This window comes from Halomonas organivorans (genome assembly GCF_014192055.1).
GTDB lineage: Bacteria > Pseudomonadota > Gammaproteobacteria > Pseudomonadales > Halomonadaceae > Halomonas > Halomonas organivorans.
Map to the genome: position 1 here is coordinate 120,461 of NZ_JACHXM010000008.1, position 23,697 is coordinate 144,157.

Below are 23,697 nucleotides of genomic sequence, written 5' to 3' on the forward strand. Positions count from 1 at the left end.
GCCCTCGGCGGGGCAGCGTCAAGCGATCAGAGGGTAGCGGGATCCAGCGCAGCGAGGCTCGCCATGCCGGCCTCGATCGATGACAGCTGGGCACGGCCCAGCGGCAGCCAGTGACGCAGCCCATGATCGGCGGCGGCCAGCTTGGCCCGATAGAAATCGCCGTCATCGCTGCCGGCCGCCAGGGCAGCCTCGGCACGCAGCGCGGACCGCCCGAGTTGCCAGGCACACAGCACGTGGCCGGTGAGCGCCAGGAAGGGGGTGGCATAGGCCTGAACGGCGTCCGCGCCGCGCTCGGGATCCGCCCCCTGCGCCAGCACCAGGCTCATGGCGGTACGCAGATCCTCGATGCCGGCGGCCAGGCTCTCGCCCAGCGGGCGCAGCGAGGCGCTGGCGGCCAGGGCCTCGGCGGTCCCCGCCACCTCGTCGACCAACGCGGTCATGGCGGCACCGCCGTCCCGAGCCAGCTTGCGGCCCGCCAGGTCGAGGGCCTGGATGCCGTTGGTACCCTCGTAGATGGGCGCGATGCGCGCATCGCGCAGCAGCTGAGCGGCGCCGGTCTCCTCGATGTAGCCCATGCCACCGTGGACCTGTACCCCCAGCGAGGCGATCTCCACCGCCTGGTCGGTGGAAAAGGCCTTGACCACCGGGATCAGCACCTCGACCCGCGCCTGGGCCGATTGCCGCTCGGTCTCGTCGGCCGCATGGCGCGCCAGGTCCATCTGCGCCGCACAGCTCAGCGCCAGGGCCCGCAGCGCATCGGTGCGGGCCCGCATGGAGAGCAGCATGCGCTTGACGTTGAGGTGCTCGGCGATCGCGCAGGGCGCGCCGCCGCGGCGCCCCTGCACCCGCTCCAGGGCGTAGGCACGGGCCTGCTGGCAGGCGCGCTCGGCCACCCCGATGCCCTGGATGCCGACCTTATGGCGCGCCTCGTTCATCATGGTGAACATGTGATTGAGGCCTCGCCCCTCCTCGCCGACCAGGTAGCCGATGGCGCCTTCCCGCTCGCCGAAGCTCAGCGCGCAGGTGGGCGAGCCATGGATGCCGAGCTTGTGCTCGAGCCCGGAGCAGACCACGTCGTTGCGTTCGCCGAGGGAGCCGTCGTCGTTGACCAGGAACTTGGGGACCAGAAACAGCGAGATGCCCTTGTTGCCCTCGGGAGCGTCCGGCGTGCGCGCCAGCACCAGATGCAGGATGTTCTCGGCGGCCTCGTGCTCCCCCCAGGTGATGAAGATCTTCTGTCCGGTGAGCCGATAGTGATCGCCCTCTTCGTCGGGGCAAGGCACCGCCAGGGTACGCACCTGGGAGAGATCGGAGCCGGCCTGGGGCTCGGTGAGGTTCATGGTGCCGGTCCAGCGGCCCTCCACCAGCGGTGGCAGATAGCGTGCCTGCAGGGCCTCGCTGCCGTGTCGTGACAGCGCCTCGATGGCGCCAGCGGTGAGCATGGGGCACAGCCCGAGCGCCATGTTGGCGCCGTGCAGCATCTCCTGGACAGCACTGGCCACCACTTCCGGCAAGCCCTGACCGCCCCGGCTCTCGGCGACGCCGATGCCGTTCCAGCCGCCCTCGGCATAGGCCCGATAGGCCTCGGCGAAACCCTCCGGCACCTCGACCCCGCCATCTTCTCGACGACGACATCCCTGGCGATCCCCGCTGGCATTGAGCGGCGCCCAGACCTCGCCGGCCAGCCGAGCGGCCTCATCGAGCACGGCATCGACCAGCTCGGGCTCGAGTTCCTCGTAACCGGGCAGGGACAGCGAAGCGTGCTCGAGAAGCTCCTCGAGCACGAAGCGGACATCGCGAAGCGGCGGCATGAATGGCGTCATGGGGTCACCCTAGGAAAAATGATACCGGCGATAGTAGATTCACTACTTTTCGCCGGCCATTATCCGTAGGTCGGGTATACGTGCCGCTGATGACGATGCAGGAACGTCACCCTTGGCTCGCCCGAGCCACTTCCGTTTCCTCCTCCTCGACGTCGGCCGGAGAGGCATCATCGTAATAGACGATGTGCGGCTCGTCGGGCGGCGGCGGGCCGACCAGGGGCTCGGCCACTTCCACGTCCGGCACCGCATCGGAGAGGTCCTCGACGTGCTCATGCTCCAGGGCGCCCTGCACCCACTCGTCGGTGACCGACAGTTCGGCCCCGGCGGCGCTGAGCGGCGTGGAGGGCGAGAACGGCGCCACCGGCACCGGCGCCGGGCGAACGCTGCGCCGCCAGGCGAAGAATCCCACGAGGATCAGGCCCAGCGCCCCCAGCGACCAGAACAGTCCCGTATCGCCGAGCACCGTCATCACCGGCGAGATCACCGGCGGACTGAGCGTGGAGCCGATGGCATTGATCAGCAGCAGCCCCTGGCTCATGCGCACCAGGGCGCCGGCCGGAGCCCGGTCGGCGGCATGCCCCACCGATACCGGGTAGAGGGAGAAAACGCCGCCGCCGAGCAGGAACAGCAGCCCTGCCAGCCCCCAGGGCGGCAGCGGCAGGAAGAGAATGCCGGCCGAGATCAGGGCGCAGAAGCCGCCGATGCCGATCAGCACCATCTGTCGATCGTGGCGATCCGACCAGCGCCCCACCGGGTACTGCAAGAGCATGGCCCCGAGTACCATGACCGCCATCAACTGGCCGACCCGGTCAACGCCGAAGCCGGTCCGCTGCAGGTACAGCGGCAGCAGGGTATAGACTGCGGCCACCGCCAGCCCCGAACCGAAGCTGCCCATCACCCCGGTGGGTGTCAGGGTGATCAGTCGCAGCGGCGACAGCGGCTCGGCCTTGTCGATCAACGGCGTGACCTTGGGGATCATCGCCATGGGCAAGACCGACAGCGAGGCCAGCATGCCGATCGTCATGAACGGTGCGGTGGGTCCCATGGCATCGACGACGCCGAGCAGCAGCTGGCCGAGGACCCCGGCGGCATACAGCGAGATCATGTACAGCGCCAGCAGGCGCCCGCGCACCGTGGCATCGCCGGCGGTCAGCAGCCAGCTCTCGATGACCAGGAACACCCCGACCGTGGCCCAGCCGCCGATCAGGCGCAGAACGAACCACGCCGCGGGATCGAAGAACAGGCCCTGCAACAGCACGGTAGCCGCCACCAGGGAGGCAAAGCTGCCGTAGGCGCGGATATGGCCGATGGCCAGCAGCAGCCGATCGTTGAGCATGGCCCCCAGCGCCAGGCCGATGAAATAGGCCGAGGAGACCCAGCCGATCACCATCGGCGACTCGCCGGCGGCATCCAGGCGCAGGGTGATCAACGTCGCCAGGAAACCATTGCCGATACCGAGGATGAAAAGGCCCAGCAGGGGCGCCAGGGCCATGAGCAGTAGCTGCCGTGACATGAGCGAACGTCTCGAGCGAATGGCGTGTAGGGAACCCACGCCGCGCACGGCCGTGGCAGGTTCTGAAGACTGTCGAAGTCAGCGTCGACCCGATCCGGCGAACGGTCAACGACAACAGGTTCTCGAGGGGCGAATATACGCCCCGGGCAGGATCGCGCCAATCCCCGATCGGCGCCTTTTCGCGTCTTTTCCCCTACGATAACCGCATGTTATCGAAATCCTGGTGTTTCTGAACGCTGCAGCAATACGACGTCCTCGGCCGGAAATTCCACCCTCAGCTGCCAGTGTTCGGCGAACCAGTGGAAGGTCGCTTCGCTGAAGAAGCATACGTGGGTCGGATCGAGGATATAGTGCCAGCCGGCAAAGGCCTCGACCGAGCTCACGCGCTTGGTCATCATCCCCAGCCAACCGCCCGGCGCCAGCAGACCCATCAGACGCTCCAACTCCTGGCCGGGAGCGAACAGGTGCTCGGCCACCTCCGAGGCGGTGACGAAATCGTAATGGCGCTCCAGCACCGAGGCGTCCGGCGCGTAGAACGGATCGAAGATTGCCATCGGATGACCGGCCTCCTCGAACATCACCGACAGCGTCGGTCCCGGGCCCGCCCCGAAGTCGAGGCCTCGGGCTCCCGGTTCCAGCCTGGCGACCAGCGGGTCGAACAGCCGCGACAGGAAACGGCGGTAGCCGGTGTCATCGGGCGAGTTCTGGTGCCGATCGTAGACCGCCTTCTCCTCGGCCGGCCCGAGGCGCTGGTGGGCCGGCACGAACACCAGCTCGCATTGCCGACAGCGGCGATAGTCGCGCCGCGCATCGCGATGGAAGGGCAGGTGCTCGACGGATGCGCATAGCGGACAGGTCTGCATCATCGTATTCTCTGTGGCAGGACACACTTCTCAGGAGGCATGCATGCTGTCAGGTCTGGATCATCTGGTCATCACCGTGACCGATATTTCCCGCGCCGTGGACTTCTACACCCGGGTACTGGGGCTGGACGTCCGTTATCGCGACCGGGAACGCGTGGACCTGATGCTCGGCGACATGGCCCTGCGCCTGCACTGGACCGCCACCGACATCCAGCCTCGCGCGGCCACCCCCACGCCCGGCAGCCTGGACCTTTGCCTGCGCAGCCAGCTTCCGCTCGACGAGGTCCAGCGTCATCTGGAGGCGCTCTCGGTCGAGGTCGAGCTGGGCCCGGTGAGCCGTCAGGGCGCCACCGGCGAACTCGAGTCGCTCTATCTGCGCGATCCCGACGGGAATCTGCTCGAAATCAGTCGCCCCAAACGCTGACTTCCCCACGGTGGCATCGCCGCCGTGGGTCGGTATGATGGACGCCGATGCCATTCTACCGCCACCTCAAGGACGACCGATGAACGAGCACGATCCCGCGGGCCGAGACGCCGTGGTCGCCGACGATGCCCCATCTCCGGACACCACCATGGCGATGGTCATCTACGCTCTCTACCTGGCCAGTTTCGTGGTCGGCTTCACCTCCCTGGTCGGCGTGGTGATCGCCTACGTCTACCGAGGCAAGGGGCCGGGCTGGCTCGACGCCCACTACCGCTACCAGATCCGCACCTTCTGGATCGGCCTGCTCTACGCTGCCGTCGCCACCCTGCTGACGCTGATCGTGATCGGCTTCCCGCTGCTGATTGCACTGGCGATATGGTTGATCATCCGCTGCGTCAAGGGCTTCAAGGGCCTCCAGGAGAAACGCGCACCGGACAACGTGGACACCTGGTTGATCTAAGCGATGACGATGACGCAAGACAGCGACGGTCGCCTCCAGGCCCGGCTGATCGCCGGGCTGTGGCGCACGCTCGCCAACTGGCGACCGGCCGCGCTGTGGCGCCTGTCACGCCTGGTCGGACCGCTGGTCCAGGTCGGCAGCCGACGGGAACGCCGGGTGACCCGCATCAACCTGGCGCAGGCCTATCCCGATTATTCCGAGACCGTACGTCGCCGTCTGGCCCGCCGTAGCCTGATCCACTCCAGCGCCACCATGCTGGAGCTGGGCATGGCCTGGATGGGCGACCCGGAGAAAGTCGAAGCCAGCATCCTCGAGGTCCACGGCCGCGAGCTGCTCGACGAGGCCCGCGCCGAAGGGCGCGGGGTCATCGTGCTGGCCCCCCACTTCGGCAACTGGGAGGTGCTCAACTTCTGGCTGTCCGGGCATTTCCCCTTCACCGCCATGTATGAGCCGCCCAAGCTCCTCGACCTGGATCCGATCATTCGCAAGGGGCGCGAGCGGCGCGGGGCGGAGCTGGTCCCCACCAACCCGCGCGGCGTGGCGGCACTGCTCAAGGCGCTGAAGCGCGGAGAAACGGTCGGCATCCTGCCGGACCAGACGCCGGGCTGGGGCAGCGGCGTGTTCGCGCCCTTCTTCGGTCGTCCGGCCTACACCGCCACCCTGCTGCCCAAGCTGGTGGCCCGCACCGAGGCCCGAGTCGTCACCGGGGTGGCACGACGCCTGCCCGGCCAGGGCTTTGCGCTGCACTTCCTGGCCGCCGACGAGCGCGTCTACTCCGCCGACGAAGCGGTCTCGGCGGCCGGTGTAAACGCCTGCGTGGAAGCCGCCATTGCCCTGGACCCGGTCCAGTACCAGTGGGAATACAAGCGCTATGGCAAGATCCCCGAAAGACTCGAGGGCAGGCCAGACTGGAAGCGCTATCGCCTCTACTGATGGCCAACATCATGCGGGGAACCATCCCTGCGTGATACTGACCAACCCCCCGACAAGCGCTACTTTTTTGATAGCGACACCCTAGAGAACGATAACGATACGACGACATGACCCCCAAGGACCGGCTTGCGCAGGGAACGCCGGCGGGATCCCGAGGAGAGTCACCATATGACATCGCTGATCCGCTTCCTGGCATTCTCGCTGGGCGCCACGCTGGCCATGGAAGCCAGCGCCGCCCCCGAGAACGAGGAAGCGCTGTTCGATACGGTCACCGACCAGGCCAAGCGTCTGGCCGAGTCCCCCTATCACGCACCCGCCGACGAGCTGCCGGCGGCACTGACCGATCTCGACTACGACGCCTATCGCCAGATCCGCTTCCGCCCCGAACAGGCCCTGTGGAATGACACCGAGGGACTGTTCGAGGTGCAGCTGTTTCACCCCGGGTTTCTCTACGACCATCCGGTCGCCCTGAACCTGGTGGCAGCAGACGGCGAGGTGCGCCACCTGCCCTTCGACGCGTCGCGCTTCCGCTACGAGGGCGACGCGGCCGGCCTGGCGGAGCTGAATCTCGACGACCTGGGCTATGCCGGCTTCAGGCTCCACTACCCGCTGAACAGCGGCGACTACCGCGATGAATTCATGGTCTTTCTTGGTGCCTCCTATTTCCGGATGGTTGGCCGGGAACAGGGCTACGGGCTCTCGAGTCGCGGCCTGGCCATCGACACGGCCTCCCCGCAGGGTGAAGAGTTCCCCGCCTTCCGGGAGTTCTGGCTGGTCGAGCCAGGCCCCGAGGCCACACGCATGACCGTATATGCCCTGCTCGACAGCCCTTCCGTCACCGGTGCCTACCGCTTCGACATTGCCCCGGGCAACCAGACCGTCGTCGATACCGAGGCGCGGCTGTTCGCCCGGGAAGACATCGCCAAGCTGGGCATCGCCCCGCTGACCAGCATGTTCATGCACGGCGGCATCGCCGGCTATCCGGCCGACGACTACCGACTGCGGGTCCACGACTCCAGCGGCCTGGCCCTGCACACCGGTAGCGGAGAACGTATCTGGCGTCCGCTGAGCAATCCCGAGAAGCTGCACCTGTCGAGTTTTCAGGACGCCTCGCCGCAGGGTTTCGGCCTGGTTCAACGACCGCGCCATTTCGACGGTTACCTGGACGCCGAGGCCCGCTACGAGCAGCGCCCCAGCGAGTGGGTGACGCCTCTCGGCGATTGGGGCAAGGGGCACGTCGAACTGGTCGAGATTCCCTCCGACAGCGAGGCCAACGACAACATCACCGCCTACTGGATCCCCGAACAGCCGCTCGAGGCCGGCCAGTCCCGCACGTTCCGCTATCGGCTGCGTACCTTCGGTGCCACACCGCCCGACCAGCAGCTCGCCCACGTCATCCGCACCCGCCAGGGATGGGGCGCCATCCCGGGGCAGAGCGATCCGCCTCCGGCCAGTCAGCGACACTTCATCGTCGACTTTCAGGGCACCGCCCTCCAGGGGCTCGATGCCGACCAGCCGGTCGCGGCGCGGCTGACGACCTCCAGCGGAGAGCTCCTCGAGCCACGCGTCCAGCGCCTCCCCGATGGCAAGACCTGGCGCGCCAACTTCCGCCTTGCCCCGCAGGACGACGCCCCGGCCGACATGCGCCTGGCCCTGACGCTGCACGGCGAACCGCTGACCGAAACCTGGAACTATGTCTGGTATCCCGATGAGCGCCGCTGATTCCGAGGCCGAGATGGCCCATGTTCCCTGGCGCCGCACCCGCCGATGGGTCTTCGCCCTGCTGGTCGCCGCCACCACCGGCCTCGGCATGTGGACGATGTTCCGCATCCTCCACGTCGGTGGCCTGACGCCCCTGGAACTCGCCATCCTGGCGCTGTTCAGCGTCACCTTCGGCTGGATCGTCATCGCCTTCTGGAGCGGCGTGATCGGCTTCACGCTGACGCTCGCCGGCCGCGACCCACTGAGCCTGGCTCGGGCGTCGTCGCCGCGACGCCCCGATGATGCCCAATCGCGCACCGCCCTGGTCATGCCGATCCACAACGAGGACATCGAACGGGTCGCCGCCGGCCTCGAGGCCACCTGCCGGGACCTGCCGCCGATCACACCGGAGCGCCACATCGAGGCCTTCGTGCTCAGCGACAGCACCAATGCCACTGTCGTGGCTCGCGAAAAGGCCGTCATGGCGACTCTGCAGGAGCGGCTGGCCGGCCACTGCCGGCTCCACTACCGACATCGCGACAGTAACGCCGGGCGCAAGGCCGGCAATCTCGGCGATTTCTGTCGACGCTGGGGGCGCCACTACGACTTCATGCTGGTGCTGGATGCCGACAGCGTGATGAGCGGCGATACCGTGCATGAGCTGATCACGGAGATGGAGGCCAACCCGCGTCTCGGCCTGCTGCAGACGGTACCGATTCCGATCCGCCAGGACAGCCTGTTCGGCCGCGCCAACCAGTTCGCGGCGGCCGTATATTCACCGATGCTCGCCACCGGGCTGAGCTTCTGGCAGTCCGACGCCGCCAACTACTTCGGCCACAACGCCATCCTGCGCGTCGAGGCCTTCACCCGGCATGCGGGCCTGCCCGAGCTTCCCGGACGCCCGCCGCTGGGCGGCGACATCCTCAGCCACGACTTCGTCGAGGCGGCCCTGCTGCGTCGTGCCGGCTGGGAAGTCCGCATGCGCACCGACCTCGGCGGCAGCTTCGAGGAGATGCCGAGCCATCTGCTCGACTATGCCAAGCGTGACCGCCGCTGGGTCCAGGGCAACCTGCAGCACCTGCGCCTGCTGGGGGGGCGCGGCCTGCACATGCTCAGTCGCGTGCATTTCCTGTGTGGCGCCCTGGCCTACCTGTCGTCGCTGATCTGGCTGGCGATCCTGGTGGTCAGTACCATCGATGCGCTGATGCGTGCGCTGATCGAGCCCAACTTCTTCACCTCCAACGCCCAGCTGTTCCCCGACTGGCCGATCGCCCCGCCCAACCTGATCATGCCGCTGCTCGGCGGCACCCTGGCGATGCTGCTGATGCCCAAGGTACTGGGCGTCTGCCTGGCCCTGCGACGACACCCGGCCCAGCACGGCGGACGCGCCCGACTAGTGGCCAGCGCCGTACTGGAGGCCCTGTTCGCGATGCTGATCGCCCCGCTGATGATGGTCTTCCACAGCCGCTTCGTGATCGAGGTGCTCAGCGGCCGCACCGTAGCCTGGGATCCCCAGGCCCGGGAGGGGCGTGCCCTGCCCTGGCGCGAGGCCCTGCGCCATACCTGGCCGGGCACCCTGGCCGGCGCCCTGTGGGCCGGCATCACCTGGTGGTACACACCGACCTTCTTCTGGTGGCTGACCCCGGTGTGGCTCGGCCTGATGCTGGCCGCCCCGCTGGTGCGGTGGAGCAGCAGCCTGACCCTCGGACGTGGGCTACGCCGACGCGGCCTGCTGCTGGTGCCCAGCGAGACGGCTCCGCCCTCCGTGCTGCGCGAGTCTCCTCAGCCGCTGGCGATGCCCAGCGATGGCGAACCCTCGCCGCCACCGAAGGAGCGGCCCCGCGACATGCCGACCCAATCCTTTACCCGCGACTGGGCGCGGCTGCCAGCCACCGAGAGACGCACCACCCTGGGTAAATGAGGCGAGGGGTGTTCGTCGGCGACCAACCTGCTAGACTGGCTCTACTCGCTTGACGGGGTGCCGGTGGAACCGGCTGAGATGGCGCAGGCTCACTGAGAAGGAACTCGCAAGAGTCCGAGAGCCCAAGCGCTGGTCCCGTGGAACCTGATCCGGGTGGGTGCGGCACGGCCGCACGTGAACCGGCGTAGGGAATCAGGCGGAGGGACCGGCACCTCCTCGATGTTCTCGCCGGCCCTGCCTCCCTATTCCCCTGTGCCCACCCTCCGGATCCCGATTGCAACGGAGGCAAGATGGGCTACCGCTTCAGAGATCTCACCGCCGCCTGCCAGGACGACTGGCGCGCCTATATCGAGCACGACTTCGTGCGTGCCCTCGGCGCCGGTACGCTCGAGGCCGACGCCTTCCGCCACTACCTGCAGCAGGACTACCTGTTCCTGATCCACTTCGCCCGCGCCTATGCCCTGGCCGCCTACAAGAGCCGCGACCTGGACGAACTGCGCCAGGCCTTCGATGGCCTGAAGACCATTCTCGACGTCGAACTGGACCTGCACCGCGGCTTCTGCCGCGACTGGGGCATCAGCGAAAGCGACCTGGCGGCGCTGCCCGAATCCCGCGCCACCCTGGCCTATACCCGCTACGTACTCGATGCCGGCAGCCGCGGCGACCTGCTCGACCTGCGCATAGCGCTGGCCCCCTGCCTGGTCGGCTACGGCGAGATCGCCGGCTGGCTGGCGGCCCAGCCGTTCACGCTGCGCGGCGATGCCAACCCTTATGAGCCCTGGATCGCCATGTACGAGGGTGACGACTTCCAGGCCGCCATGCGCGCCGAGATCGCCTGGCTGGACGCCAGACTGGCCGAGGTGACGCCGGCGCGCTTCGAGCAACTGGCACGGCTGTTCCGCGACGCCACCCGGCTGGAAATCGACTTCTGGCAGATGGGGCTGGATCGCGCGGACTGAGAGTTCCGTCTATCGCCGAGCTTTTCCGGCGACAAGCCTCCGCGAGGCGCTGTGAACCCATCCGTGGGTGCTACTTTTGCCCTGCGGCACTCTCGCATCCTGCTCCGTTTGCAGGACCCGTGCTGGCCATCCATGGCCAGCCCGTTCGGCGAGGATCGCCTCACCCATGGCAAAAACCCTCGCTCCGCCTTGTCCCCAGCGCTCGGCTAGCACCGCGCCGACTCGGGCAATAGCGCACGATAGAAAGAAAGTAGGAAGAGAGAAGAAAGGCAATGACACGACCCGCCATCACGGCGGGCCATACCACGCTTGACGGGGTGCCGTTGAAGACGGCTGAGATCATGCAGCACTCGAGCATGGATCCCGTTGAACCTGAACTGGCTAGGACCAGCGTAGGGATCAAGCGACACGCCGCCGGGCTCGACGCCTGCGGCCAATGTCCTCCCCAGCTGTCCTCCCTGATAACACCACCCAAGCAAAGGGAGACCGACCGATGGCAAAGACCGATCATTTCCTCGCCGAGAGCGCCCGCGTCGACGACGCCGCCGTCCAGGCCCTGCCCGGCTCGCGCAAGCTTTACATCGAAGGCTCGCGCCCCGACATTCGCGTGCCCTTCCGCGAGATCAGCCTCTCGCCGACCCGCACCTCCGGCGAGGGCCCGGATGAGCAGAACCCGCCGCTGCTGGTCTACGATACCTCCGGCCCCTACACCGACCCCGAGGCCGACATCGACCTGCGCCGAGGCCTGCCCGAACTGCGCCGGACCTGGATCGAGGAGCGCGGCGACACCGAGTTCCTCGACGGGCCGACCTCCGAGTACGGCCGCCGTAGAGCCAACGATCCGATGCTCGCCCCGCTGCGTTTCGACCTGACCCGCACGCCGCGCCGCGCCAAGCAAGGCCAGAACGTCACCCAGCTGCACTACGCTCGCCAAGGCATCGTCACCCCCGAGATGGAGTTCATCGCCATCCGCGAGAACCAGCGTCGCCAAGCGATCGGGACCGAGGAGGTCGAGCGCATCCTCGGCCACCAGCATCCCGGCGAGAGCTTCGGTGCCCACCTGCCCGAAGAGATCACCCCCGAGTTCGTGCGCGATGAGGTCGCCGCCGGCCGCGCCATCATCCCCTGCAACATCAACCACCCGGAATCCGAGCCGATGATCATCGGCCGCAACTTCCTGGTGAAGATCAACGGCAACCTGGGCAACTCGGCGGTCACCTCCTCCATCGAGGACGAGGTCGACAAGATGACCTGGGGCATCCGCTGGGGCTCGGACACCGTCATGGATCTTTCCACCGGGGCCAACATCCACGAGACCCGCGAGTGGATCATCCGCAACGCCCCGGTACCGATCGGCACCGTGCCCATCTACCAGGCGCTGGAGAAGGTCAACGGCGTGGCCGAGGACCTGACCTGGGAAGTGTTCCGCGACACCCTGATCGAACAGGCCGAGCAAGGCGTCGACTACTTCACCATCCACGCCGGCGTGCTGCTGCGCTACGTACCGCTGACCGCCAAGCGCACCACCGGCATCGTCTCCCGCGGCGGCTCGATCATGGCCAAGTGGTGCCTCTACCACCACCGCGAGAGCTTCCTCTACGAGCACTTCGAGGAAATCTGCGAGATCTGCAAGCGCTATGACGTGGCCTTCTCGCTGGGCGACGGCCTGCGTCCGGGCTCGGTGGCGGACGCCAACGACGAAGCCCAGTTCGCCGAGCTCGAGACCCTCGGCGAGTTGACCCGCATCGCTTGGCAGCACGACGTCCAGGTGATGATCGAGGGCCCCGGCCACGTACCCATGCACCTGATCAAGGAGAACATGGACAAGCAGCTCCGCGAGTGCGACGAGGCGCCCTTCTACACCCTCGGGCCGCTGACCACCGACATCGCACCAGGCTACGACCACATCACCTCCGGCATCGGCGCGGCGATGATCGGCTGGTACGGCTGCGCCATGCTCTGCTACGTGACCCCCAAGGAGCACCTGGGCCTGCCCAACAAGGACGACGTCAAGACCGGCATCATCACCTACAAGATCGCCGCCCACGCCGCCGACCTCGCCAAGGGCCACCCGGCCGCCCAGCGTCGCGACAACGCCCTGTCCAAGGCGCGCTTCGAGTTTCGCTGGGAGGACCAGTTCAACCTGGGGCTCGACCCGGACACCGCCCGCGAGTACCACGACGAGACCCTGCCCAAGGACTCGGCCAAGGTCGCCCACTTCTGCTCCATGTGCGGGCCCAAGTTCTGCTCGATGAAGATCAGCCAGGAGGTGCGTGACTACGCCGCGGAAAACGGCCTCGACGGCGACCGCGCGGCGGTGGAACGCGGCATGGAAGAGCAAGCCGAGAAGTTCCGCGACCAGGGCGCAGAGCTGTACAAGGAGGTCTGATTCATGTGATCGGCGAGCCCGTCACCGTCAGGTCACGGTGACGGGCATGCATCTCGCTGCACTTCCTTCTAGCAGGTCATTCAAAATCTCAATGAGTGAGACGAAATAGCCGATTGCTATCGCTATGCTGATCCGACATTCGATCAGCAGCGGTTCCAGCATGTTTCCCCATGTCGCGAAATCCCAGAGCCCCTCGACGCTGCATAACGCCATGCAGCTGCTGCAGGTCACTGCACGCTGTGGCTATCGGGGGGCCAATATCGACGACTATCTCGACGCCACCACGTTGAGCCGGCCCACCATTTATCGCCTGCTCAAGGGCCTGCGCGAGCAGGGTTTTCTACGCTCGGCCCCGGCGCGAGGGTACTACCAACTGGGCTACGAACTCCTGGTGCTGGGTGCCCAGGCCGGCAATGGCTCAGGGTTGCGCGATCTCATGCGTCCCCGCCTGCTGTCACTCGCTCAGCAGTTCGGCGACAGCTTCTACCTGTTCGCCCGCGACGGTATTCACGCTGTCTGTCTCGAGGCACAAAACGGCGCTTACCCAGTGGGCAGCTTCGTTCGCGCCACCGGAGGTCGGGTTCCCTTGGGCGTCGGCCAGGCTTCCATTGCTTTGCTTGCGTATCTGAATGACGCCGAGAAACGCACGATTCTGCAGCATGGCGGAGCCGCCTTGAGCCGTGATTATCGTATCGATATCGCCGCCATCGAAGCCGAGATCGCCTTCCTGTTCGAACATGGCTATGCCCGTGGCGTCGAGGGTTCACAGCTACCCGAATACACCGGACTGGCCATTCCCATCCTCGATCACAGCGGCTATCCCCTGGGAGCACTGAGCTGCTCGATGCTCAAGTCACGCATGAACGACCAGCATCGCGCCGCCGTGCTCGACGGCATGCGTGCCGAAGTCGCCAGCCTTCTCGCAGAGGCACATAGCCTGCTGTATCTGGAGTGAACCCAATGACGACTTCCTGCCAGCCCTCCCACCAGCGGCCTTGCGGCTGGAACGCCTGGCTATCTCCCAGCGTCACTCGACCGGCCTTGAAGACCGACGAGCAAGCCGACGTGGTCATCGTCGGTGCAGGTTACACCGGGCTGGCCGCCGCACGTGCCTGGGCATCGGAGCGCTCCGAGGACCGGATCCTGGTGCTCGACGCCGATGCCATCGGTGAGGGAAGCCCCGGGCGCAACTCCGGCTTCATGCTGGAAATTGCCCTCGCCAACGATGCCTCCGCCGACGAGATCTCGCGCCTTTCCCGGCTCAACGCGCTGAGCCGAGCCACCATGGCCGATCTGAAACGACTCGTCGACCACCACGGCATCGATTGCCAGTTGCACCACAGCGGCACATACCGAGCCGCCAGAGGAAGCGCCGGGAAGCGTTCCCTGGCCGCATACCGCCAGTTTCTCTTGGCCGCGGGATTGCGTCACGAAGTGCTCGACCGAGGCGATCTGGAGGCCCGCATCGGTACCGACTACTACCACCAGGGCCTGTACTCCCCGGACTGCTATCTGGTCCAGCCCGCGGCCCTGATTCGCGGGCTGGCCGATGCGCTGGCGCCGAACGTCATCCTGCATGAACATTCGCCCGCCACCGGCGTGGTGAGAGATGGCAACCGATGGCGAGTCACCACGCCTCATGGAACGGTGCGTGCGCCTCACGTGATCCTTGCCAATAACGCCTTCTCAAGGGCCCTGGGTGCCGACAGGTCTCGGCTTACGGCCATCTACACCTATGCCGCCGTTACCGAAGTGCTGTCCGATTCGCTCCGCTCGAGCATCGCCGGCCACGTCTGGGGATTGCTGCCAGCACACCGGCTGGGATGCACCCTGCGCACGACGGCCGATGGCCGCCTGATGATCCGCTCCTGTTACAGCTACGAACGCGAAGCCGACAACAGCGTCATCACAGCCTCGCTGCGGCAAAGCCTCGACGCTCGTTACCCCCTGCTGGCCGACGTGCCCTTCACCAGCCTGTGGGGCGGCACTACCGGGCTGACCCATAACGGGGCCCCGGTGTGGGGAGAAATCCAGCCTGGGCTGCATGTCTCTGCCGGCTGCAATGGCGGCGGCATCGTCAAGGGCACCTGTCTCGGCGACGCACTGGCCCGACAGGCGATGGGGAAAGCGACGCTGGATGTCCCGGCACTCTTTGGACGCGCCAGTTGGATGCCACCGGAACCCTGGCGCCATCTCGGCTTCGCCCTGACCTCGGCCTGGGAGCGCCGCAAGGGCATCGCCGAAACCTGAACAACTGACACTGGAAACAACAACAAGCGAGGTATAGATGGAAACCACTGACACCTTCGGACTCTTGTCCCTGCTACCCGCGGCGCTGGCGATCGCATTGGCTTTCATCACGCGCAACACGGTATTTTCGCTGGCCATTGCCTGCCTGGTCGGCGTCCTGACCATGGGCAAGGGACTGATGGGCTTTCCCACCCTGCTCAAGGAAACGCTGGGCACGACGAGTTTTTCCTGGATCCTGCTGCTGGAGCTGTTCATCGGCACGGTGATCGCCTTCTTCCAGCGCACCGGGGCCATCCAGAACTTCACCCTGTGGGTGGAAAAACGCCGACTGACACGCGTGCGCGTCCAGTTGATCGGCTGGTTCATGGGCATGTTCGTCTTCTTCAGCGACTATTTCAGTCCGCTCTTCGTCGGCACCACGCTGCGCGGCCTCAGCGATCGCTACCGGGTATCCCGGGAAAAGCTCGCCTACATCGCCGATTCCACCTCGGCTCCCGTCAGCGTGCTGGTGCCCATCACCGGATGGGCCGTCTTCATCGCCGGCCTGCTCATCGGCATGGGGCCGATCGAGGATGCCGGTCAGGCCATGTCTGTCTTCGTCCACGCCATACCCTTCAACCTCTATGCCATCGTCTCGGTGCTTGTGGTTGGCCTCGTGATCGTCGGCCTGGTGCCACTGTTCGGCCCAATGCGCAAGGCCGAACGACGCGCTCAGGAAACCGGCGACGTACTGCGCGAGGGCGCCGAGCCACTGCTCGGCGAGGAGCTCACCGACACCCCACCCTACGAGGGCATCCGCACCTCGCTGATGCTGAATTTCATTCTGCCGGTGCTGATCGTCATCTCCGTTGCGATTGGCACCTTTGTCTTTCTAGGCTCGGCCAAGACCATGGAAGCTTTCCTGGCGGCCGCGGTCGTGCTCGGCGTCACCATGCGCTTCCAGGGAGTGCCTCTCAACGACATCATGAAGACGGCAACCGCCGGCATGAAGGGCGTCATGCCGGCCATCATCGTGCTGGCCCTCGCCTACTCGCTGAACCAGCTTTCCAAGCAGATGGGCACCGCCGACTATATCGTCACTGTCACCGAAGGGTGGCTGACACCACACCTGCTACCGGCCGTCACGTTCCTGATCGCCGCCGTCATCGCGTTCTCCACCGGTACCTCCTGGGGCACCTTCGCCATCGTCATGCCGCTAGCCATTCCGGTCGCCTTCACCCTCACTGGCGATGCCATTACTCCGCTGATCTATGCCTGCGTTGCCGCAGTTGCCGGCGGCGGCGTGTTCGGCGACCACTGCTCCCCGCTGTCAGATACGACCGTGTTGGCCTCGACGGGAGCGGCCTCTGATCACATAGACCACGTAAAGACGCAGATTCCCTATGCTCTGGCCGTTGCCGCGTGCTGTCTCGTCATCTATCTGCTGATCGGCTTCTTCTGGCTGGGCAATGTCTGACGAGGCTATTCGCGACCAGGGCACCAAGCTGAACGTGTACAGGAAACAGGGGAGCTGACCTCTCGCCCCTCACGCACAACGCCGCGCTAGCATTAAGCCGGCGCGGCGTTTTTTCGTCGAGACGCCTTCCGCTTCAGGACGTCGAGGCGGCACCGACCACCGGTTCCTCCTGGGCGTCGCGACCTCCGGGTGCGAAGCCGAGCAGCCGCAGGGCGTTGAGCGTAACCAGCACGGTCGCCCCGGTATCCGCCAGGATGGCCAGCCACAAGCCGGTGATCCCCAGCACAGTGGTGACCAGGAACAGTCCCTTCAGACCCAGGGCAATGGCGATGTTCTGGCGGATATTGGTCATGGTCGCCCGGGCCAGGCGAATCATCGACGCCACGTCGCCCACCCGATTGCGCAGCAGGGCGCCGTCGGCAGTCTCCAGCGCCACATCGGTGCCCGAGCCCATGGCCACGCCCACGTGCGCACTGGCGAGTGCCGGGGCGTCGTTGATGCCGTCGCCGATCATCATCACCCGCTCGCGGCCGGCGAGCTCGCGGATCGCCTCGACCTTGCCTTCGGGCAACAGCTCGGCACGGCGCTCGAGCCCGATGGTCCCGGCGATGGCCGCCGCCGTGCGGTCGTTGTCACCGGTGAGCATCACCGCACGCACGCCGAGCGCCGACAGCGCCTGAACGCCATTGGCAGCGTCATCGCGCGGCTCGTCGCGCATGGCGATCGCGCCCAGCACGACGCCCTCCTCGACCGCCACGATCACCGTCTTGCCCTCGGCCTCCAGCGCGTCGACGCGCGCGGCCAGAGCCTCCGGCAGCGTCCACCGTTCTGCCACGTGACGCGGCGCACCGAGGAAGGCTTCCCGACCGTCGCATCGGGCCTCGACGCCCCGCCCGGGAAGGGCCCGGGCCTCGCTGACCCGCGAGGCTGCAACGCCCAGCGATCGGGCATGATCGAGCACTGCCACTGCCAGCGGGTGGCTGGATCCCTGCTCGAGGCTCGCCGCCAGGCCGATCACGGCGTCGGTATCGTGCGCTTCGCCGGCGGCGACCACGTCGGTCACCTGCGGCCGGCCGGCGGTCAGCGTGCCGGTCTTGTCGAAGCCGACCACCTCGGTGCGAGCGGCGGCCTCGATCACCGCGCCGCCCTTGAGCAGCAGCCCGCGCCGTGCCCCGGTGGAGAGTGATGAGGCGATCGACGCCGGCACCGAGATCACCAGCGCACAGGGGCAACCGATCAGCAGCAGCGCCAGCGACCGATAGATCCACTCCCCCCAGGCGCCACCCAGCGCCAGCGGCGGTACCACGGCGACCAGCACCGCCAGGCCGACCACCGCCGGCATGTAGACGCGGCTGAAGCGATCGATGAAGCGTTCGGTGGGCGCCCGCGCCTCCTGGGCCTCCTCCACCAGCCGGATGATACGGGCGATGGTGTTGTCCTCGGGCGGCCTGCTCACGCGCAGGCGCAGTACCGCATCGTGATTGATCGAGCCGGCGAAGACCTCATCCTCTTCCCCCTTGACCCGCGGCACCGACTCGCCGGTCACGGGCGACTCGTCGATCGACGAGCGCCCCTCGAGAATGAGGCCATCGGCGGGGATTCGGTCCCCGGGGCGCACTATTACCACCTGACCGACCGCGAGCCTTGCGGCGTCCACCGAACTGGTCTCGCCGGGGGCAACCTCGAGCAGCGCCTCCCTCGGCACCAGGTCGGCCAGCGCACGAATCCCCGACCGGGCCCGGTCGGCCGCCACCCCTTCGAGGATCTCGCCGATCGAGAACAGCAGCACTACCATGGCCGCCTCTTCGGCGGCGCCAATGATCAGCGCCCCTGCGGCGGCAAGCGTCATCAACATCTCGATGGTGAACGGCATGCCGACCCGCGCCGCGGTGATCGCACGCCGGGCGACCGGTACCAGGCCGACCAGACAGGCCGCGAGAAAGGCCCAGTGGGCCACCGCCTCGCCGACGGTCACGCGCAGCAGCATGGCGGCGGCCAGGGCCGCACCGGTTGCCAGCACCTGGCGTCCCTTGGCGGTGGCATACCAGCGCCGGCGCGGCGCAGCGTCGCCTTTGGCCAGGGAGGCATCCGGGGAAGCGTCGTTCAGCGCGGCCTCATAGCCCAACTGGCGCACCCGGGCCGTGATCGACTCCGGAGAGGTCCTGGTCTCGTCCAGCGACAGGGTGAGCGTCTCGTTCATCACCGAGACGCGGATGTTCTCGACGCCGGGGAATGTCTCCAGCGCGCCGCGAATGGTCGCCGCACAGCTCGGGCAGTCCATGCCGCCCACGGCCCATACCCGAGGCGTTCCGGTGGTTTCGTGATCGTGCTGGGCCGACGCATCGTCCATGACTGCGGGATCATGTTGGTGGTCATGTCCCGCACAGCCGCCTTCCGAGGCGACATCAACGTCCTCATCCTGTTCCCGATACGCCTGGCGCCGGACCCCATAACCCAAGCGCTCGACGAGGGTCTCGACCGTCTCGGGCGCGGTCTTGCCGGCATCCAGCGCGAGCGCCAGCGAGCCCTGCATGACCGATACCCGCACGTCCTCCACGCCGTCGAGGCGTTCGAGAGCCCCGCGGATCTTTCCGGCGCAGCTCGGACAGTCCATCCCCTCGACGCGCCAGTGGTGGCGACGACTCTGTGTTCCCGCGGCGTCACACGCCATATCAGCCTCCTGAGCGGTTCCGGAATCTCGATGCTGAGCGAAGCCTAATCCCTGTAGTGGCTATAGACTCAAGCGAAGACATCGATCTCACCCGAGGCTCAAGCATGACGCTCGCGGTATCCGGCGCGACGATGCCGTCGACGACCCCGATATGGCACGCGGCCTGCATGTCCTGGTAAACCCTCATCGCGAGGCGATCGCCCATGCCGACTCCTTCCCTCTCGACGCCGCTGGCCGCCGACGCCTTCCGCGAGCGGGCCCACCGTCACCTGCACCATCTCTACGGCCCTCGGGCCGACGAGGTGCTGCGCCGACTGCTCACCCTGCTGGCGCATCAGGCCCCCGAGACGCCCTCGAATGGGGAAACGCCCGCCGCCCGGCCGCTATGGAGCGAGCACGACCAGTGGCTGATCGCCTACGGTGACAGCCTGCTCGACGGCGACCGAGCACCACTCGAGGTACTCGACGACTTCCTCGCCGGCAGGCTTGCCAAGACCTTCAGCGGCCTGCACCTGCTGCCCTTCTTTCCCTGGAGCAGCGACGACGGCTTCTCGGTCATTCACTATCGCGAGGTCGATCCTCAACTGGGCGACTGGCACCAGGTGCGCCAGCTGGCCAGCCATCACGACCTCGGCGTCGATCTGGTGCTCAACCACGTCTCCCGCGAATCGCTGTGGTTCGCCGATTACCTCGGTGGCAACCTGCCGGGGCGCGACTACTTCATCGAGATGGACCCCGACAGCGATCTCTCGGCGGTGGTGCGCCCGCGCAGTTCGCCGCTGCTGGTCAAGGTGCCGACCCGCCGCGGCCCCCGCCACCTGTGGGCGACCTTCTCCGAGGACCAGATCGATCTGAATTTCGCTAATCCAGACGTGCTGCTGGAGTTCGTCGGCATCCTGCTGTTCTACCTGTGCCAGGGTGCGCGGGTGATCCGCCTGGACGCCATCGCCTACCTATGGAAGGAGGTCGGCACCTCCTGCATCCACCTCCCCCAGACCCATGAGGTGGTACGGCTCCTGCGCGCCATCGTCGATCACGTGGCGCCAGGAGCGCTGATCCTGACCGAGACCAACGTTCCGCACCGCGAGAACATCAGCTACTTTGGTCTTGAACGTCAGGGTCTTGAACGTCAGGGTCTTGAACGCCAGGGTCTCGAAGGCCTCGAGGAAGACGCCACGCTGCCGGACGAAGCGCATCTGGTCTATCAGTTCCCGCTGCCCCCTCTGCTGTTGCATACCTTCACCAGCGGCGAGGCAGGCACCCTGGCGGCCTGGCTGAAAAGCCTGCCCGCGCTGCCGCCTGGCTGCAGCTTCCTCAACTTCACCGCCAGCCACGACGGCATCGGCGTGCGCCCGTTGGAGGGCTGGCTGCCCCATCACGAGGTCGACGCACTGCTCGAGCTGATGCATCGCTTCGGCGGTTTCGTCAGCATGCGCACCAGAGACGACGGCGAGGACTCACCCTACGAGATCAACATCACCTGGTTCGACGCCATGAAGGGCACGCGCCGAGGCGCCGATCCCTGGCAGGTACCGCGGTTCCTGTGCAGCCAGCAGTTGATGCTCGGCCTGCAGGGCATCCCGGCCCTTTACCTGCATGCGCTGACCGGCACCCTCAACGATCTCGAAGGCATGGAACGCAGCGGTCGGCTGCGCTCGATCAACCGCCACCGCTGGGACCTTGGCGCCCTGGAACGGCTGCTCGACAGCCCGCACACCTCGACCCACCAGGCTTTCACGGCCCTGACGCGGCTGCTCGAGGTGCGACGCGACGAACCCTGCTTCCACCCGGACGTCTCCCAGCGGGTGATCGAGACGCCCGCCACGCTGCTGGTCGTCGAACGCGGTCCACTCGGCGACGGACGCCGGCTGCTGGCGATCCACAACGTCACCGACCGCCCGCAGCCGCTGGGGCTGGCAGCACTGGACGAGGCCGACTGGCGGGATCGATTGGGCGGCGAAACATGGCGGGCGGAGGACACCCTGCCGCCCTACGGGGCTCTTTGGTTGATAAACAGCGGCGGGTGAATCGGCTGGAAGCTGGAAGCTGGAAGCTGGAAGCTGGAAGCTGGAAGGCAGCATGAGCCCCGACATCATAGGGTCGAGGTTTTTCTTCAAGCTTCCAGCTCCGGGCGAAGCCCGGCTCTTCCAGCTCCTAGCCCCCGGGCTCAGCCCGGAGCATTGTCGGCCTCGACCACCTCGGCCATGCGCGGCAGCAGGTCGGGGATGGCCGCCCTGACCCGGTTCCAACTGGGAATGAAGGGGCGTTCGCCGGGGTTGTCGAGGAACACGCCGCCGGCCTCGAGCAGGTTGGTGGCGAACAGCTCCACGGCACGTTCCTCGCTGTGGCGATCCAGGCTCAGGCCATTCATCCGCGCGTCGTGATCGTAGGCCTCTATCAGGTCCAGCGCCATGCGATAGTAGGTGGCCTTGAGGGTGCGGAATCCCTCGGCGCTGAAGGTCACGCCCTGGGTCGCCAGCTTGCGATAGAGGGCCTTGGCGATGTCCAGGCTCATGCGATTGAGCCCCCCGGAGGCATCCTCCGCGGAGACCGGCTGATGCTTGTGATCGTAGGCATCGGCGAGATCCACCTGGCACAGTCGCCGGGTGGAGTAGTTGCGATGCACCTCGGAGAGCACGCCGATCTCCAGCCCCCAATCGGCGGGAATACGAATCCCGTCGAGCACCTCGGTGCGCATGGCGAACTCGCCGGACAGCGGATAGCGATAGCAGTCCAGGTACTCGAGGTAGGGCAAGGGACCGAACATCTGCTTGAGCGCGCGCAGCAGCGGCGTGACCATCAACCGCGAGACCCGACCGTTGAGGCGCCCTTCGGCGATTCGCGGGTAGTAACCCTTGCAGAACTCGTAGTTGAAGTAAGGATGCGCCACCGGATAGAACAGCCGCGCCAGCATGCCGCGATCATAGGTGAGGATGTCACAGTCGTGCAGCGCCACCACCTCACTGCACCCGGACGCCTGCACGTAGCCGGCGCAGTACCAGACATTGCGCCCCTTGCCCGGCTGCTGCGGCGCCAGCCCCTGCTCCTCGAGCTCGGCATCCAGGGCACATAGCCCCGGGCCATCGTTCCACAGGATGCGATGACGCTGGGGCAGCCGTGCGAAGAACTCGCGGGCCTTGTCGAACTGCGCCCGATCGGCCCGGTCGAGACCGATGACCACCTCCGAGAGATAGGGCACTCGCGCCAACTCGTCGACGATGTGAGCCAACGCCGGCCCCTCCAGTTCGGAGAACAGCGACGGCAGGATCAGGCTCATCGGGCGCTGCTTCGAGAAGCCGACCAGGTCCTCCTCGAGCGCCTCGAGCGGCCGGCGCGTGAGGTTGTGGAAATCGGTGATGATGCCGTTCTGATGAAAATCGCTCATGCCGTGATCCTCTGCGCTTGCCCGTTGTCAGCCGCCGTCAGCGCCGGCCGCGGCCGGCGCTCGCCTCGCCCCCACCAGTGATCGACTCCTTCCGCCCAGCCGGCGGGCCCGGTGGCGCGACTGCGATAGAGCCGGGACTGACGGGGGGCTACTTCCAGGCCATGGCAGCCGCGGATCACCACGGCCCGATCCACCGCCTCGAGCATGGCGATATCGTTGGGGCCATCGCCCAGTGCCAGCGTCTGCGGGTGCACCCCGCGCAACGCGGTATAGCGCTCGGTCAACCAGGTCACCGCCTTCCCCTTGTCCGACTCGCCGGTGACGTGCCAGAAACGTCCCCCGCGTACCAGGTGCAGGCCATCGCCGGCGAGCCCCTCGCGAAAGGCGTCCAACCGCGCCTCGCTGTCTTCCCAGATCAGCGGCTCGCTGCCCTCGCGCATCCGAGCCAGACGCGCCTCGCCCTCGGCAAGGCCGGTAACGGCCACCAGATCATCGAGCCCCATCTCGCCCATCGGCGTGAAATGCGCGCCCAGTCGTGCACGCCACACCGCGAGTCGTTGACGAATGAAGCCGATGTCGACGCCCAGGGTGCGAATCACCAGTCCATCGGGGCCAGGCGTGCGTTCCAGCCGGGCATGGCACCAGGCAGCGGGCAGCCCCACCACCGCACCGTTCTCGGCCACGAAAGGGCTCTCGGTGAGGTTCAGGTCCTGGCGCAGGGCCAGCAGTTCGCTGCGGGTCTTGCTGGTCACCGGAATCACCGGCACGCCGTCGTCGCGCAGCTGTGCAAGCCGCCCGGCGGCCGGCGACCAGTCATAGCTGCGATGATCGAGCAGCGAACCATCCAGGTCGGTGAACAGCAGCCGCGGACCGACGGCTGGGGGGCAGGTAGAAGCGGAAGACATGGAAGCACCTCGTGTTACCCGGATTCACGAAGCGCTCTGCATGG

17 protein-coding genes and 1 riboswitch are annotated in these 23,697 nt (G+C 66.8%); of the genes, 11 read left to right on the forward strand and 6 right to left on the reverse strand.

What is annotated here, in order from left to right:
• Window positions 1-26 precede the first annotated feature (26 nt).
• The 3 genes from FHR96_RS10665 to FHR96_RS10675 all read right to left on the reverse strand — a co-directional run bounded on the left by FHR96_RS10665 (window position 27) and on the right by FHR96_RS10675 (window position 4,202).
• Window positions 27-1,823 carry an acyl-CoA dehydrogenase gene (locus tag FHR96_RS10665; RefSeq protein ID WP_183387665.1) on the reverse strand — a complete coding sequence of 599 codons (1,797 nt, stop codon included), beginning with the start codon at window positions 1,821-1,823 and terminating at the stop codon, window positions 27-29.
• Between the two features lie 106 nt (window positions 1,824-1,929).
• Window positions 1,930-3,336, reverse strand: a complete 1,407-nt coding sequence (locus tag FHR96_RS10670) for an MFS transporter (RefSeq protein ID WP_183387666.1) — start codon at window positions 3,334-3,336, stop codon at window positions 1,930-1,932.
• Window positions 3,337-3,545: 209 nt separating this feature from the next.
• Window positions 3,546-4,202 (reverse strand): class I SAM-dependent methyltransferase, encoded by a 657-nt coding sequence (locus FHR96_RS10675; RefSeq protein ID WP_183387667.1) that lies wholly within the window; start codon window positions 4,200-4,202, stop codon window positions 3,546-3,548.
• A 40-nt stretch (window positions 4,203-4,242) separates the two neighbouring features.
• Between FHR96_RS10675 and FHR96_RS10680 the strand changes: the two genes are divergently transcribed.
• From FHR96_RS10680 to FHR96_RS10725, 10 genes are all read left to right on the forward strand, one after another.
• The gene (locus FHR96_RS10680) at window positions 4,243-4,623 is read left to right on the forward strand and encodes a VOC family protein (protein WP_183387668.1); all 381 of its coding nucleotides are present in this window, start codon (window positions 4,243-4,245) and stop codon (window positions 4,621-4,623) included.
• 79 nt (window positions 4,624-4,702) lie between these two features.
• Window positions 4,703-5,083, forward strand: a complete 381-nt coding sequence (locus FHR96_RS10685; RefSeq protein WP_183387669.1) for a DUF4870 family protein — start codon at window positions 4,703-4,705, stop codon at window positions 5,081-5,083.
• 3 nt (window positions 5,084-5,086) lie between these two features.
• Window positions 5,087-6,016, forward strand: a complete 930-nt coding sequence (locus FHR96_RS10690; protein WP_183387670.1) for a lysophospholipid acyltransferase family protein — start codon at window positions 5,087-5,089, stop codon at window positions 6,014-6,016.
• A 168-nt stretch (window positions 6,017-6,184) separates the two neighbouring features.
• Complete coding sequence (locus tag FHR96_RS10695) at window positions 6,185-7,738, forward strand: OpgD/OpgG family glucan biosynthesis protein (protein WP_183387671.1); 1,554 nt, start codon at window positions 6,185-6,187, stop codon at window positions 7,736-7,738.
• Complete coding sequence (mdoH, locus tag FHR96_RS10700) at window positions 7,725-9,638, forward strand: glucans biosynthesis glucosyltransferase MdoH (protein ID WP_246392887.1); 1,914 nt, start codon at window positions 7,725-7,727, stop codon at window positions 9,636-9,638. The genes FHR96_RS10695 and mdoH overlap by 14 nt, the downstream gene beginning before the upstream one ends.
• Window positions 9,639-9,928: 290 nt before the next feature.
• Entirely contained in the window at window positions 9,929-10,597 is a 669-nt protein-coding gene (gene tenA / locus FHR96_RS10705) for a thiaminase II (protein ID WP_183387673.1), read from the forward strand.
• Window positions 10,598-10,900: 303 nt separating this feature from the next.
• Window positions 10,901-11,013: riboswitch (TPP riboswitch) on the forward strand.
• A gap of 77 nt (window positions 11,014-11,090) precedes the next feature.
• On the forward strand, window positions 11,091-12,986 hold the full coding sequence (gene thiC, locus FHR96_RS10710; RefSeq protein WP_183387674.1) for a phosphomethylpyrimidine synthase ThiC: 1,896 nt from the start codon (window positions 11,091-11,093) through the stop codon (window positions 12,984-12,986).
• Window positions 12,987-13,110: 124 nt separating this feature from the next.
• Entirely contained in the window at window positions 13,111-13,941 is an 831-nt protein-coding gene (locus tag FHR96_RS10715) for an IclR family transcriptional regulator (RefSeq protein ID WP_246392888.1), read from the forward strand.
• 5 nt (window positions 13,942-13,946) lie between these two features.
• Window positions 13,947-15,236: an NAD(P)/FAD-dependent oxidoreductase gene (locus FHR96_RS10720; protein WP_183387675.1), complete on the forward strand. Its 1,290-nt coding sequence runs from the start codon at window positions 13,947-13,949 to the stop codon at window positions 15,234-15,236.
• Between the two features lie 37 nt (window positions 15,237-15,273).
• A complete protein-coding gene (locus tag FHR96_RS10725; RefSeq protein ID WP_183387676.1) occupies window positions 15,274-16,692 on the forward strand; it encodes a Na+/H+ antiporter NhaC family protein in 1,419 nt (472 codons plus the stop codon).
• 133 nt (window positions 16,693-16,825) lie between these two features.
• On the opposite strand, the gene FHR96_RS10730 is transcribed toward FHR96_RS10725, so the two are convergent.
• Window positions 16,826-19,363, reverse strand: coding sequence for a heavy metal translocating P-type ATPase (locus tag FHR96_RS10730; RefSeq protein ID WP_183387677.1), 2,538 nt, complete (start codon window positions 19,361-19,363; stop codon window positions 16,826-16,828).
• A gap of 203 nt (window positions 19,364-19,566) precedes the next feature.
• On the opposite strand from FHR96_RS10730, the gene FHR96_RS10735 reads away from it, so the two are divergent.
• Window positions 19,567-21,390, forward strand: coding sequence for a sugar phosphorylase (locus FHR96_RS10735; RefSeq protein WP_183387678.1), 1,824 nt, complete (start codon window positions 19,567-19,569; stop codon window positions 21,388-21,390).
• Between the two features lie 140 nt (window positions 21,391-21,530).
• Here FHR96_RS10735 and FHR96_RS10740 read toward each other — a convergent pair whose 3' ends face one another.
• Entirely contained in the window at window positions 21,531-22,748 is a 1,218-nt protein-coding gene (locus tag FHR96_RS10740; RefSeq protein ID WP_183387679.1) for a glycosyltransferase family protein, read from the reverse strand.
• Window positions 22,745-23,653, reverse strand: coding sequence for an HAD-IIB family hydrolase (locus tag FHR96_RS10745; RefSeq protein ID WP_183387680.1), 909 nt, complete (start codon window positions 23,651-23,653; stop codon window positions 22,745-22,747). The genes FHR96_RS10740 and FHR96_RS10745 overlap by 4 nt, the downstream gene beginning before the upstream one ends.
• Window positions 23,654-23,697 lie beyond the last annotated feature (44 nt).